Here is a 13949-nt window from a genome sequence, read left to right on the forward strand (position 1 = left end):
GCCGGCGTTGGCGGGCGTCACAAACCTCCTGTTTTGTCGGCCTTTTTAAGGACAACTGGAAAAAAATTTTTCCGGCACTCGCCGCTACCCGGGTCCCGGAAAAGATTTTTCCGTGTCAGGGAATTAGCGCGTATGCTGGGGTTGCCAGTCTGGCGGAGCAAGCCAACAGGAGTACAAAGATGGCCAAAAGTCAACTACGCGGCAACCGCGAAGCTAAGAAACCAAAGCAACCAAAGAAGCCGTCGGTGCCTGCTACCACGTTCAGCACTCTTCAGTCTCGTGCTGGAAGCGATGCTGGCGCTAAGAAGAGGAAGTGAGAGCTTGGGTACCTAAATGAAGGATCTTGTCACCTGGCAGCCAGTGACGTTCCACTCGGATTCGAAACACCTACATTGGAGCGCAGACTGCTTTGGGAGATGCATATGACTCATTACAACGCGACCACTTCGTTCCGAGGGCTTCCACTGACCGCCGAACAAAACTCGGAGATCCGTCACTATTTTAAAAGGAAGGCTAGGCTGGGCCAGCCATGGAATACACCCGAGCTGGACGGGATGCTCGAGGACATGCTGTTGCCTCCAAGTACTGACGAGGAGGACAGCCAGGGTGACTTTCCCCTCAATGCATCCTCCGCCGCGGAACGGGCTACTGTGTTTGTCGACCAGGATATGGAGCCAATCGAGGCGTACGAGGAATGGCGCGCCGCGATGGAAGGCGAGAGTATGAAAGGGCGGTGAGGTGTGTCGGCACACCGGTAGTTTCGCAGTCGGGCGGCGCTTGAAGGCGCGCCCACACGGGCTTAGCTCGTAGCAAGGAGTTTTAATGATCATCTGGCCGCTTGCTTTCCTGGTGGTGTTGATCGCGTTTTACGCCTTTATCATTCGTGTGGAAATTCACGGTAAGCCGGTGCTTCACAAAGCGAAGTACTCGCTTCGGTACTGGCGGAATCGCCTAGCCCACGTGAGATGGCACCGCGGCGCTGTTTGCTTGTAGGCATCCAAACAGTGGTGTCAATCATAGTATGCGCTAGTTACCCTGAAACCGGGATGCGATTCATTCTGACTGCAGAATCGCCAATGGCCTGAGTCACTTCGGTGTGAATCTGAGGCGAGAAGCCGCGCACGCCTTCCGTAACGGCCCGATCAATGCCGTCTTGACTGAGCAGGCGACCGACCGTGCTGAGTTCAGGATGAGTACGGGGGAGAGGCGGCAGTTGAGAGGCTACGGCCCAAGGCAGGAGTTCTGCGATGCGGTTGACGGGGTGATCGGCAATGCGGTCCAACACGTGGCGCAGGCAGGCTTCAGGGTTGATGCCGTTCAGCTTGGCCGTCCCGATGAGCGTGTTCATCGCAGCCGCGCGTTCGTCGCCGCTCGGCAATCATTGAACAGTTGCGGCGTCTCGAGGTACGTCACGGGCCATCGAATGTGCCTACGAGGCCGGGCCGTGCGTCTATACGTTGTATCGCAAACTCTTGGCTGCCGGCATTCACTGTATCGTAGTCGCTCCGTCTCGGCTGCCGGACATCAAGGGCCGCGTCAAGAACGATCACCGCGACGCCATTACGCTTGCATGCCTGCTGCGCTCTGACGACCTTGTTGGCCGTATGGGTCCCAGACCCGGTTCATGACTTTTGGAGAGCCTGTCCGTCGCGATAGGGGCTGGCCACACTTTTGCCGAACCGCGTTGCGAGCGCTGCGAGAATTTTTTTAGGGCGTCTCTCCGTCTCTGACGGCATGGCGGGCTCGGGCCTTGGCTGCATGATTTTCTTTTGCGTCGTCCATGCTATGGCTCACTTTCACGCCTTCATCGTTGTCAGCTAACGCGGCCAATCTGACGGAAGATGCCTCCACGAGCGGGTAATACCCTGCCCGACAGAGGTTAGACTGCATTAACGACTTTGCGCATTTGGGATGGCCTTACGGGCCCGGGACATGGATATCGATGACAAGCGGTTGAGCCAGTACCGTGGATATGAAATTCACGTTGCCCTTATTGCCAGCGCTAAGGACATGTTCGAAGCGTGGTTCAAGATAGTGGGGCCCATGAAGCTGCCGGGAGTTTCCGTGCTTGGAAAGCTTGTCAAAGTCCACGGGGGGCCGTACAGCCGGCGTTGGGCCTATCTTGTCGGCGAGTTGGCCGGAAGGGCTGCAATTGATGTGATTTTGGGCGGGGATGACTAGATTTGGCGAGACGGTGGTTTTGTTTCCGATTTACTAGCGGGAGTTTCGATGACGCACTTCGTGCCTTTCACTATGCAGCATCTCGAAGCGGCATGCCGGGTTCTTGGCGACACAGAACGCGGCCTTACAGGACCACAAATAGGGAGGCTGCTCAAGGAAATCGGACTCTCCGATCCGTGCCAGACCATGACCAAGTGGAAGCGCTTATTCAAGGCACTGGCGAGTGCACAGGTTCGCTATCGGGTGGGCAATCATTTGGTCATGCTGATCAGTAACGCCGCTCGTGACCCCGGCGGATTTCGTTGGTGCCCGGATAAACTGAACGTTGTGCTGGCGTGTTCAGGCTTGTATGTGCGCAAGGACGGTCGGGTCGCGTACTTGGAAAATGGATAACGCTTGACAGCCCGACCCTTGGCGGGGGCCTGCGTTGCCCCTGGAAATCTGTTCGGCCACTTTTACAACGGCAGGCAAAAAAATTGTCCGGCATGCCATTCCAGCATCGCTCCGAGCGGCAGGCCTACGCCTCGTTTCGTTCGTCAGTTCGGATTATAGTTTCACTATCATGAAATAATCTGACCAGGCAGCCTCCACGCTGGCTTGCCTTCTCCACGCGTGAAGTGTAGTAAAGATGGGTCTTCCGCAATTTGTGTGACGACGGCGAATTCGCGTGGAGGACCCTTGCCGGCGTCTTTTTCGCCCCACTACCACCGTTCTTCTTACTGACTAACGTAAGCGAGCACGCCAGCCTCGTCCTGGCCGCACGAACTCACGCGCCGACGATAGCGACCGGACTAGCGGGTCCAGTAGGACAAGGCAGGCCGGTTTAGTTTGGCTTCAACACCCGCAGCCGCAGAAGCTCGATATTGGCGCGGCCATACATTTGGCGCTTGAGGAGCTTGAGCCGGTTGACATGACCCTCCGTCTGGCCATTGCTCCATTGCAGCCTGAAGGCCGCCCGCACAGCCGGTAAGTCGGAGCTCAGGCTTTGCGCGAACCGACGCATTTCCTCAGCGTCGCAGCACGACAAACGTTTCAACCATCGATCGAAATGCAGCACACTTCGCCGGTGCATGAGTCCGAGAAACTCCCGCGCGAGACTGCGGACCTCGCCCACCACGGGTTCGATCTTGCACAGCGCCTTCACGAACCGCTCGTGGTCCGTGCTTTTTGGCTCCTCGATGGCGAGGTTCCTCCATCCGACTAGCCATCCGAACACGCGTCGGGCCGACGGCATCGGCATCGTGGGCTTCAGGACAAGCGGGGTCTTGCCCAGCGGAAAGAGGAGGCGGGTCACGCAACTCTGCACGCAGGCGGGACTGCCCTTATAGCCGCGCTGCTTGAGTTCTTGCCAGATCAGTTCAGGAAAGCGACAGCCCTGGATGATTCGTTCCTCGATATAGTCGCGATAGGGATCCAAAGGCGTCGGACCCCGCGCCTTGGGTGCGCGCTCGGGGAATGCCCCAGCATGGACGAACTTCCGCACGGTTGCTTTGCTGATTGAGAGTTCGCGCGCGATTCCTCTGATCGTGCCGCCCTGGGCGCGTAGCGCCATCAACTGCTTGTACAACGCCAGCCGTGTGGCGCGTCGCTGATCGCTCAGACGCTCCCATGACCGTTGTGAGTTTCGGCGCGGAATCCCCTGGCGGTCCAGAGGCGTCGGACCCCGCGCCCTGGGTGCGCGCTCGGGGAATGCTTCGGCCTTGACGTACTTCTGCACGGTTGCTGCGCTGATTGAGAGTTCGCGCGCGATTCCTCTGATCGTGCCGCCCTGGGCGCGTAGCGCCATCACCTCCTTATACAACGCTAGCCGCTTGGCGCGTCGCTGAGCGCTCAGACGCTCCCATGACCGTTGTGAGCTTCGGCGCAGACCCTGCCGGCCCAGGGTCACCCTACTGACGTTTACTTGCTGGGCGGCTTGGCGCAATTGTGGCCCGAGTCGGTATAGCAGCCGCTCGACGTTGTCGCGCAGGTTGCTCAGCAAATGCCAGCGATCCGAGACTTGCTTGGCTGCCGGCAGCGCGAGGTCGACCGCTTCGGAATAGGCCCCGGCCCGGTCCCTGGCGACGATCTCGATCGATGGGTGCGCACGCATCCACGCAGCTACTGCAATGGCGTCCCTACCTGCGAACACTTCGATCGGCTCACGTCGCTCCAAGTCGACGATGATCGTTCCGTACTGGTGACCGCGCGCGATCGCCCAGTCATCGATGCCGACGACCCGCGGTTGTGGTTTGCGCTTGCGCTCAGGTACTCTGCGCAATTCTCGCAGCACGGTGTCAGCACTGGTGCGCAAGCCCAAGGCGTCGGCAAGCCGGGCTGCTGCCTCACCACCGAGGGCGTGGCCCAGCGCGTACAACGCCCGAGCCTGCGATCGCGTACGACGTTGATACCGACCGGCCAAGGCGTGGATGTTCTCGGCAAACGTACGACGAGGGCAGTTGGCGTTCATACACTTGAAGCGACGTACCTCAATAGCGAGAACGACCCGCTGCTCGAGCATTGGACGTTCTTCCAGCTTGCGCACATAGCGGCCGTGGAGTCGGTGACTCCAGCGATGGCAGGCCGGGCACGGTGCCCTGCGAACTGTACTGCGGGCTTCGACAGTAATGGTCTCCCCTTGCACTTCGCTGGAGACGAAGCGCTTGCCCACACGGGCGAGAATAGGTTCGATCCCACCGAGAACTTGCCTCATGGTAACGATCAACGTAGACCAATTCGGCTGGAAATCAAGGCCTTGACTCGGCCGTCACACAAAGTGCGGGAGACCCATCTTTACTACAGTTCACGTCCTGCCCCGCCTCCTGGCCGGCCAGATCCATCCGTGATGCGCCTTCGATCAGGCAGGCCCAGTAGCGGGCGCCGCGGCACCAGGTCTTGATCGCCTCGCGCAATTCGGCCTCCGTGAGGGCAAGCTTTTGGGCATGCGGCAGGAGATCCTCGAAGATGCCGATCTTGAGCGGCACCTTGGGCGCCGGGTGCTTCGGAAAGGCTAGCGGAAAATGCCGTTGCAGTCTGGCGATAGTGTGGACCACCGGATCGACCGGCTTTGCCGGATTGGCCGGCGCAGCGTCCCGTGCGCGGGGCGGCGTGGCCCGCTTCGGAACCTCGGCAGCCTTTGCGGCCTTTTCAGCCTTTGCCTGTGCTGCCAGTTGTGCTTTGAGTGCCGCCAGTTGTTCGAAGCCCATTGTATTTAGTGGTGGATCGCGTGGAGCGATTTTAGCAGCCGCGTATCCTGCGCTGAGCCGCAGGTGCGGCGCATATCCGTGGGCAAAGGCCATGGATTGGCATGCTCGCGCGCCTACGTCTTGCTGGTCCAGCCGATCCGGTGCCGCTCCTGTGTGGACCAGTGCCGACACCGTGCTGCGGGAGTTGCGCAGAGCTCCTGAGCGCAAGCGCAAACCACGACCGCGGGTCGTCGGCATCGATGACTGGGCGATCGCGCGCGGTCACTAGTACGGAACGATCATCGTCGACCTGGAGCGACGTGAGCCGATCGAAGTGTTCGCCGGCAGGGACGGAACTGCGGTGGCCGCGTGGATGCGTGCGCACCCATCGATCGAGATCGTCGCCAGGGACCGGGCCGGGGCCTACTCCGAGGCGGTCGACATCGCGCTGCCGGCAGCCACGCAGGTCTCGGATCGCTGGCATCTGCTGTGCAACCTGCGCGACAATGTCGAGAGACTGCTGTGCCGACTCGGACCGCAACTGCGCCAAGCCGCGCAGCAAGTCGAGGTCCGTGGCGTGACCCTGGGCCGGCAGCGGGAGCTGAGCCGCAACTCACTGTGGTCATGGCAGCGTCTGAGCGATCAGCGGCGCGCCTCGCGGGTGGAGCTGTACGAGCGGGTTATGGCGCTACACGCCCAGGGCGGCACGATGAAAGGAATCGGGCAAGAGCTCTCAATCGACCATCGAACCGTGCGCAACTTCATCACCGCGGGGGCATTCCCCGAGCGCGCCCCCAGGGCGCGGGGTCCGACGCCTTTAGATCCTTATCTCAGCTATATCGAGGAACGAATCGCACAGGGCTGTCGCTTTCCTGAACTGATCTGGCAGGAACTCAAGCAGCGAGGTTATACCGGCAGTCGCGCCGCGTTCGGAATTGCGTGATTCGCCTCCTTTTTCCGCAGGGCAAGAAGCCTCTTTTCCAGGCACCCGTGCGCACGATGCCGTGCCCGTCGGCCCGGCGCGTGTTCGGATGGCTTATAGGATGGAGGAAGCTCGCGGTTGCGGAGCCCAGGAACGCGGACCACGAGCGCTTCGTGCAGGCGCTGTGCAAGATCGAACCCGTGGTGGGCGACGTCCGCAGCCTCGCGCGGGAGTTTCTCGGGCTCATGCACCGGCGAAGTCCGCGGCAGTTCGATCGATGGTTGAAGCGTCTGTCGCGCTGCGACGCTGCGGAAATGCGGAGGTTCGCGCAAAGCCTGCGCGCCGACTTACCGGCTGTGCGAGCGGCCTTCAAGCTGCCATGGAGCAATGGCCAGACCGAGGGTCACGTCAACCGGCTCAAGTTCCTCAAGCGCCAGATGTATGGCCGCGCGAACATCGAGCTTCTGCGGCTGCGGGTATTGAAGCCAAGCTGAATCGGCCCGCCTTGTCCTACTGGACCCGCTAGCCCGTTCGCCATCGCAGAGGAATGAGCTCGTGGGGCCAGGGCGAGGCCGACGGGGCTCGCCCAGGTTCGCGAAAAAAGCAGAAGAATGGTGGGGGGGGGCGATGGAGACGACGGCCGTTTCATGCGACAAGATCCTCCACCCCAGTTCGCCGTCGTCACACAAATTGCGGAAGACCCGACTTTCCTTTGTTCTACGTGTGGGTAAGCGCTTCGTCACCCTTTCGTCTCCAGCGACGCGCGAGGGGAGACCATTACTGTCGAAGCCTGCAGGACGACTTTCCTTTGTTCTACGCCGGTGCATGCGGCCGCCCTCGGGTTCAGACCGATGCTCGTGCCGCCTGCGTGCTGCCACGAAAAATTCGGAGGCGAGCGAGCAACTTGCGCATCTCCTCGAGCAGCAGCACCAAGGAGGCGACGCCGACCGCAATGAGCCAGTCGCTGCCCGTCAGGTCGGCGGTATGGAAAATGCTTTGAACCGGCCCCCAGTGCACCGCCACCGCCTGCAAAACAAGGACCGCAGTGAGCGATGCCCACAACATGGGGTTATCGAAGAAGCGGCTATTGAACGTCGATCCCTTCTCGGCGCGGGCATTAAAGACGTTGAAGAACTGGAACAGCACGAAGGTGGTGAACGCCAGGGTCAGCGCACGTGCTTCGGAGCCGTTCTGCATCCCGTAATACAGCACGCCCACTGTACCAGCCATCATGGTCGCGCCCAGCGCCATGAGCTTGCCGAAGCGGCGCCGGCTGAGAATGTCATCGCCACGCCGGCGCGGCCTTTCGTGCATGGCGCCTGGCCTTGGCCGATCGAGCGCCAGCGCAACCGCCGGCGGGCCGTCCATGATCATGGCCACCCACAGCACCTGGATGGCATTGAAGGGCTCCGGCAGACCGGCCAGCGGGGCCACCAGCAGGGTCATCACTGCACCGGTGGTGGTAGAGAGTTGGAAGCGGACGAAGCTGATGATATTTTCGTAGAGAGTTCGGCCCTGCCTTACCGCGCCGACGATGGTGGCGAAATTGTCATCTGTCAGCACCATGGCAGCGGCTTCTTTCGCCACCTCGGTTCCTGTAATGCCCATTGCCACGCCAATATCGGCCGCCTTGAGCGCCGGCGCATCGTTGACTCCATCGCCCGTCATGGCCACCACGTGCCCTTTTTCCTTGAGCGCCCGTACGATCTTTACCTTATGCTCGGGTACCACGCGGGCAAAAACGACGATGTCCTCGACGATCTCGGCGAGTTCGTGCGCTTGCATGGCGTTCAGTTCCACGCCAGTGACCACTCTGCCTGTCAGTCCCAGCTCTTTCGCGACAGCGGCTGCCGTGTCCCTGTGATCGCCCGTGATCATCTTGACCTCGATACCCGCGTGCCTGCATAGCGCGATGGCCTCCTTCACCTCTGGACGTGGCGGATCCACCAGTCCTATCAGCCCAAGGAAAGTCAGCTCGTTGACATAGACGAAAAGGTCGCACGCTGGATTGAAGTCGGCGGCCGGTACTGTGCGGGTCGCAATCATGAGACCACGAAGTCCCTGCCCGGCGAGGGTGTGGTACTCCGCTTCGATTTCAGCTGTCAGGCTGCTGTTCAGTGCCGTCTCGTTCTGTGGCCCCGCGAAACGGCTGCAATGAGCCAACAACACATCGGGAGCACCCTTGAGAAAAATCCGCACATGTTCGCCCTCGCGATGGAAGGTTGCCATATATTTGTGGGCGGAATCGAAGGGAAGTTCGGCAATACGTGGCATCGTGCGTTGTACATGCTCGATTTCGATTCCACCCTTTGCGGCGAGCGCTAGCAAGGCACCTTCAGTTGGGTCGCCCATGACTTTACCGTCCTTCAGTTGGCTGTCATTGCATGCGGTAGCCGGCCACAGCAAAGGAGCGAGGTCCGGTATCGCCGCCATGTCACCGCTCGCGTGGCGAACCTCTCCGTCCGTATGGTAGCCCTCACCCGTGATGATGTAGCGTTGTCCTCGGTAGAAGAGCGCTCGGGCGGTCATCTGGTTCAGCGTCAGCGTGCCGGTCTTGTCGGAGCAGATGACCGTGGTGCAGCCCAGCGTTTCTACACCCGCAAGCCGCTTGACGATGGCATGTTGCCTGGCCAGCTTGCGCATACCGAGCGCCAATGTCACGGTCACCACGGCCGGGAGCCCTTCCGGGAGAGCCGCTACTGCCAAGGCAATGGCGTCCAGAATCACTGTGGTGAGCGCCTCGCCGCGCAGCAATTGTAGCGAGAACAACAACGTCACAAGCAAGCCAGCAATCATCGCCAGGCGTTTGCCAAACCGGTCCAGTTGCATCTGTAAAGGACTGGGGCCGTCTTCAGTGTTGGCCAGCTCACTGGAGATCCGCCCCATCTCAGTGCGCATGCCGGTTGCGGTGACGAGCAGTTCGGCGCGCCCATGTGTCACCATCGTATTCATGTACCCCATGTTGATCCGTTCAGCCAGCGGCACATCCTCTGCCAAGGCGTCAATATGCTTGCCAGCCGGCACGGATTCACCCGTCAGAGCTGATTCGTCGACCTCCACGCTAAAGGAAGCGACAAGCCGGCCGTCCGCCGGTACGCGGTCGCCCGCCTCCAGCAGAACAATGTCGCCCGGCACTAGTTGTTCCGCGGCCACCGTCATTGCCTTGCCGTCGCGCCGCACGCGTGCCATTGCCGGCAACATGTTGCGCAGTGCCGCAAGGCTTTGCTCGGCGCGGTATTCCTGATAGAAGCCAAGGGTGGCGTTGAGCAGGATGACGGTGAGAATGACCACCGCATCCCTCACATGGCCGATGCTTGCCGCCAGCGCCGCAGCGGCGATCAGAACCATGATCAGCAGGCTTTTGAACTGAGCGAAAAACACCGACCATGGCGAACGTGGCGGTTTACCGGAAAACCGATTGGGGCCCCAGCGTTGGGCGCAAAGCCGTACCTGGTCGGCACTCAGTCCGGTGCGAACATCGCTCTGCAGACGTATCGCCGCATCACTGGCCGACAGGCCGTGCCAGGCAGGTGTATCCTCGACTGCAAAGGAGGAATCGTTACAGGCAACCGGCCGGCTCATTCGAGCGGCGTTCTCGGGTAGGTGCGGCAATGCTCGGTCCCTTTATAGACGCTACCGGAAGCGCTTGATGGTGTCAGTTCCCATTCTTGAATATGTCACAGCATGACATAAATTAAAAGAAGAAGGAGCAAGCTTTGGGCGGAAGCAGTTGTGCTGTCCCGGGTTCGCTGGCGGAAACCGTTTGCACAGGCGCGGTTGGTGGCGCGACGTCATCGGCATGCCTTCGCTTGAGGAGGGAACTGCATAGCATGCACCAGACTCCTGTCTTTGCAGCGGCTGGCACAAGGCCCCCTCGCCCTGCTGCACACATCACAGTCGAGCCGAAGGTGGCGAGCTCGAACGTTGGCGGTCCACGGTCCCTCGCTTGTGGACAAAATTGAACAGCTGAGCCTGACTCCTCATGAGCACGCCGCTTTCACCGTAAAGCACCAGGTTTACGCAGAATGAGTGAAACCATTCTCACCTCGACGCTTCCGCGCCGGCGATTCTTCGCCTCTGCCTTTACTGGGGCGATGCCGGGTTGGTGGGCCTGGCCTGCGCGTTCGCGAACGTTGCCGACTCGTCCTCGATCGAAGACGCGTCTGCCGCCACGGCATCGAAGCCACGGATCCAGTAGGCATTGTCGAGCACCGCGAGCAGATGCGTTTCCGCCTGACGTTCCCGCGCCAACTCCGCGCCATAGAGGAGCGCCCTGCGTCCTTCTCGTGTTCCGTCGTAACACAGCAGGATTCGAGCAAACAGCGCCATCGTTATTCTCCTCGTCTGTAATCCGCGCGTGCCCGCGATCCCAAGGCGCTTCCAGAATACATTGTGAAGCAGGAACGGCTGTCTGATACGCGCAGAGGTTGAGGCAGAAAAAAATTCAACATGACGCTCCATGAGCATACGGCTATGGCCGCGCCAGCTTGGAGACCTTGAAGACCGAACCCAATGACTCGAGTTCGTTCTTGTGCAGGGCTGCCAGACGCGTCAGGCAGCGTTCTCCCCGCACTTCAAGATGCACTTCCACCTCGTAGTGGTTCGCCTGGCTTGGCATGCGTGCAACCAGCCCGGCAGCCTCGCAACGCGACACCAGCGCCGCAACGCCAGTCGGGGCCGCCTGCAGGCGTTCCGCCAACTCACCGATCGTGGCCCATTCACGGCCTCGGAACCCCTTGATATGTAGCAGCAGCAAATACTGCACGAGCGTGATACCTTCCGCGCGCGCGGCGACTTCGGAGAATCGCAAGAAGCGGCGCAGTTCATAGCGGAACTCGGACAATGTTTCAAAGCGCTGCTTCGTTTCGTTGTCTCGAATTGCAGGATTCATATCTGCTCCCAGTGCGTCCAGCGATCCTTGGTCGCTCAAACGTTGCCCTGCTGCAAGGCAGAGCACGTTCCTTGACGAACCAACGCTCAGCCAGACTTTGTCACCTCATTGGGATGTCGCGTCACGACCCGCCTGCCTTCGCCTCGTGTTTCATGCGGGTATCCGCAACCACCGGTCCCAACACCCGGTGTTTGACCAGACCCGTTGCGCCGCGTATGCCTCCGAAGCGCGGGTGCAGCCCCGGCTGCACCGTGTCCGGCAAGCGTGACGGCAGCGCGGCGGTCTCGGCCCAGCCATGCAGCATCAGCCCGATGATTGCGTGCCTGTATCGACCAAGTTTCGCTCCACGCGGAGTCCCGTGTTTATATTTTGAATTTATATCATGATGTGACATATGCAAGGCTAATATGCGCGCTGAACCAATTTCGGCGTCGCACGGTCAAACTTCCTGGAATCTGAGCTACTGGCAGCTCGGACAGCGGGTGTTCAGATGAGCAGCAAGCCGAACCCAACCATCGACGCCAGCCGCCGGCGCTGGCTGATCGCGATTTCGGTCAAGGGTGGCATCGGATGCATTGCCACCGCCATTTCCTTTGTGGAGTACATTGAACCATCAGCACTTGCACGTGCTGAAGGGGGCGGTCACGGCGAACATTGAGAGTCTTCGTGCCGGAGAGATGATGACGGTTGCCTAGCGCGGCATGCCAGTGTTCATTGTCAACCGCACCAGTCTCATGCTGGCCGAGGTGGTAAAAGCCAATCCTTTAGTGGCGGACACCGGCGGCAGGCGCCCATTCTCGATGGCCTTGCCCACCTATTGCCGGAACCACTACCGCTCACGCAAGGAGCATCAGAATCTGCTGGTGGTGGTGGTGGTGGTGGTGGTGGTGGTGGTGGTGGTGGTGGGGGGCATCTGCACCCATTTGGGCTGCACCCGTGTCGCGCGCTTTCAGCCCGGGGCTCAAGCCAATTTGCCAGACAATTGGCCCGGAGGCTTCTTCTGTCCGTGCCACGGTTCCACCTACAATCTGGCTGGCCGCGTATTCAGGAACAAGCCCGCACCGCAGAACCTGGGTGTGCCGCGGTACATGTTCGCATCGCCGACCTTACTGGTGATCGGCGGGACAAGCGCGGAGAAGCCTGATTCGCTTGGGGCAGCCGGCATGCTCGCCTTTACACCTTCCATAGAGAAATTTCGCATCATGGACTTGCCCTGCATGCATGATGTCGTGCCGGTTTTCAGATCGGGCACGGGCCGGCCTCGCCCAATGGTGCCAAGTGTGTGCACATTGGTCGTCCCGGAAAAATACGCCAGGGCCGGTCAGACTCCCCAAAGGATGTCCGCATGCCGGCGGCGCGCCTCACGCATCATATCCAAGAGGGGGTAGGCGCGCTGTGCGAGGACACCAGGCGCATGCCCGTTTGTCCGCGACGCTAGGCCGGTGGCATTGCCACCTCTCTTTTCAGCCCATCCATCGATCAGGATGGCCGTCTCAAGCTTGCGGATGGCTTCGGGCAATTCGTCGTAGCCAATCACGCCGCGTATGCCAATTCGCTTTCCGACAATGCCAAGCAGATACTGTGCTTGATCGCGAAGCATGGTGATGTCCTGCGTGGCCCGGCAGTGAAGAGTGACAAGCATAAGAAATCCTCCAGACGTTCTCGCTGTTAATCAAAGCCAACCTAAGCAGGCAGATGGCGCAGTTTCTAAACGTCGAGCACGGCGGACCAGTCTATATACGGAAGCGTCACATCACGGTCTGAGCCCGCCGTGCGGGGTTAGTTGTGGACTAGTGTTTGACAGTGGGTGCGCTCATGGATGCCTTGATGGATGACGCTGCAGCAGTGCTCTTGCTGATAGCTTTGGCATGGTGATGCCTTCCATGCTTCGAGGACTTGGCTGCGTGATCATGCGTTGCAGATGCGAGGGGCACGGAGGGAGCTGGTGCAGGCTTAGTGGCAGCATCGGCGGCGAAGGCCGATGCTGCCATCGAAAGCGGAAGCAGCGCCGCGAGAAACAGAGGGGCATGTTTCATGATGCTCTCCTTGAAAGGTAACCCTGCGTTGCAGGGAAGCGTGACCAGTCATCAGATGATCGGCCCGTATATCTAATAACGCATCGTCGCGGTCCGCGTGCACAAAGGTCTCGTGAAAGTATCTATGTGGCGCAGTGCCAAGGCCTGACGGTTCTCCCTGCAGTCCTGAGAAGGCTGTTTGAGAGTCGCGCCTTCGTCATGCACGCGAAGACGCGCCCTTTGCATGGCGATACAGTTTAGGTCGCCACCTGGCTCCAGCTCTTCTAAGACTCAGTACATCGCACTGTGACATATGCGGGTGTAAGGATACGGTGTCCCTTGGAGTCGGATTATCCGGGCTTAGTTCGCACCGAATGGTGCCAGGAGATACTTCTACGCAATGGATTCTTGCGATGCCAGTGAGCTTAAGCCGTGCAAGGGCACAGCCTCCGCCGCTGCTGGGAAGCTGGCACCATTTGGCCAGGTTTGGTACGACGCGACTCGTGTATAGCGGGCGGCGGCGAGATTTGCGGCAACATTACGCACTCCTTCTTTGAAAACTCTGATGTCGAGGCGCTCCCGGAGTAAGAGGTAGAGCCGGTACTGTCGCGACAGTGGCAGCGCAAGGCGCTTGCCGAGCGACAAACCTTGACTGTGGCGAGCCAGCGGCTCGCTTGCTGGCATTCTAGTTCTCCGGCAACGAACCATCCTCCCTCAGCGTAGAGGGGGAAACTTAAAATAGGCTTAAATCCTTCCGGGCAATCTGCCTGTACAGA

General features: G+C 60.1%; 11 protein-coding genes and 3 pseudogenes. 5 read left to right on the plus strand and 9 right to left on the minus strand.

The window, feature by feature from the left end; translation table 11 throughout:
* The first annotated feature begins 422 nt into the window (after positions 1 to 422).
* Complete coding sequence (locus AC10V3_RS35935; protein ID WP_349606649.1) at positions 423 to 737, plus strand: hypothetical protein; 315 nt, start codon at positions 423 to 425, stop codon at positions 735 to 737.
* A 482-nt stretch (positions 738 to 1219) separates the two neighbouring features.
* Here AC10V3_RS35935 and AC10V3_RS35940 read toward each other — a convergent pair.
* A pseudogene (locus tag AC10V3_RS35940) lies at positions 1220 to 1369 on the minus strand (transposase domain-containing protein); the annotation flags it as partial.
* 563 nt (positions 1370 to 1932) lie between these two features.
* Here AC10V3_RS35940 and AC10V3_RS35945 point away from each other — a divergent pair.
* Positions 1933 to 2181 carry a hypothetical protein gene (locus tag AC10V3_RS35945; protein WP_349606653.1) on the plus strand — a complete coding sequence of 83 codons (249 nt, stop codon included), beginning with the start codon at positions 1933 to 1935 and terminating at the stop codon, positions 2179 to 2181.
* A gap of 48 nt (positions 2182 to 2229) precedes the next feature.
* Positions 2230 to 2574 carry a hypothetical protein gene (locus tag AC10V3_RS35950; RefSeq protein ID WP_349606655.1) on the plus strand — a complete coding sequence of 115 codons (345 nt, stop codon included), beginning with the start codon at positions 2230 to 2232 and terminating at the stop codon, positions 2572 to 2574.
* A gap of 430 nt (positions 2575 to 3004) precedes the next feature.
* On the opposite strand, the gene AC10V3_RS35955 is transcribed toward AC10V3_RS35950, so the two are convergent.
* Positions 3005 to 4873 (minus strand): ISL3 family transposase, encoded by a 1869-nt coding sequence (locus tag AC10V3_RS35955; RefSeq protein WP_490924506.1) that lies wholly within the window; start codon positions 4871 to 4873, stop codon positions 3005 to 3007.
* Between the two features lie 34 nt (positions 4874 to 4907).
* A complete protein-coding gene (locus tag AC10V3_RS35960) occupies positions 4908 to 5366 on the minus strand; it encodes a ProQ/FinO family protein (RefSeq protein ID WP_490924663.1) in 459 nt (152 codons plus the stop codon).
* Positions 5367 to 5523: 157 nt separating this feature from the next.
* On the opposite strand from AC10V3_RS35960, the pseudogene AC10V3_RS35965 reads away from it, so the two are divergent.
* Positions 5524 to 6761: pseudogene (locus AC10V3_RS35965) on the plus strand (ISL3 family transposase); the annotation flags it as partial.
* A 349-nt stretch (positions 6762 to 7110) separates the two neighbouring features.
* Here the strand turns inward: AC10V3_RS35965 and AC10V3_RS35970 are convergent.
* The 3 genes from AC10V3_RS35970 to AC10V3_RS35980 form a co-directional block, all read right to left on the minus strand.
* Positions 7111 to 9849: a calcium-translocating P-type ATPase, PMCA-type gene (locus tag AC10V3_RS35970; protein ID WP_490924507.1), complete on the minus strand. Its 2739-nt coding sequence runs from the start codon at positions 9847 to 9849 to the stop codon at positions 7111 to 7113.
* Between the two features lie 501 nt (positions 9850 to 10350).
* Positions 10351 to 10596 (minus strand): universal stress protein, encoded by a 246-nt coding sequence (locus AC10V3_RS35975; RefSeq protein ID WP_490924508.1) that lies wholly within the window; start codon positions 10594 to 10596, stop codon positions 10351 to 10353.
* Positions 10597 to 10738: 142 nt separating this feature from the next.
* Entirely contained in the window at positions 10739 to 11158 is a 420-nt protein-coding gene (locus AC10V3_RS35980; protein WP_490924509.1) for a MarR family winged helix-turn-helix transcriptional regulator, read from the minus strand.
* Between the two features lie 490 nt (positions 11159 to 11648).
* Between AC10V3_RS35980 and petA the strand changes: the two are divergent.
* Positions 11649 to 12302, plus strand: a pseudogene (gene petA / locus AC10V3_RS35985) (ubiquinol-cytochrome c reductase iron-sulfur subunit).
* 177 nt (positions 12303 to 12479) lie between these two features.
* Here the strand turns inward: petA and AC10V3_RS35990 are convergent.
* The 3 genes from AC10V3_RS35990 to AC10V3_RS36000 all read right to left on the minus strand — a co-directional run bounded on the left by AC10V3_RS35990 (position 12480) and on the right by AC10V3_RS36000 (position 13857).
* A complete protein-coding gene (locus tag AC10V3_RS35990) occupies positions 12480 to 12758 on the minus strand; it encodes a DUF1840 family protein (RefSeq protein WP_490924510.1) in 279 nt (92 codons plus the stop codon).
* A gap of 190 nt (positions 12759 to 12948) precedes the next feature.
* A complete protein-coding gene (locus tag AC10V3_RS35995; RefSeq protein ID WP_490924511.1) occupies positions 12949 to 13194 on the minus strand; it encodes a hypothetical protein in 246 nt (81 codons plus the stop codon).
* A gap of 372 nt (positions 13195 to 13566) precedes the next feature.
* Complete coding sequence (locus tag AC10V3_RS36000; protein ID WP_490924512.1) at positions 13567 to 13857, minus strand: hypothetical protein; 291 nt, start codon at positions 13855 to 13857, stop codon at positions 13567 to 13569.
* Between the last annotated feature and the right edge of the window lie 92 nt (positions 13858 to 13949).

The sequence above is a fragment of the Cupriavidus sp. PB-02 genome, assembly GCF_058252315.1.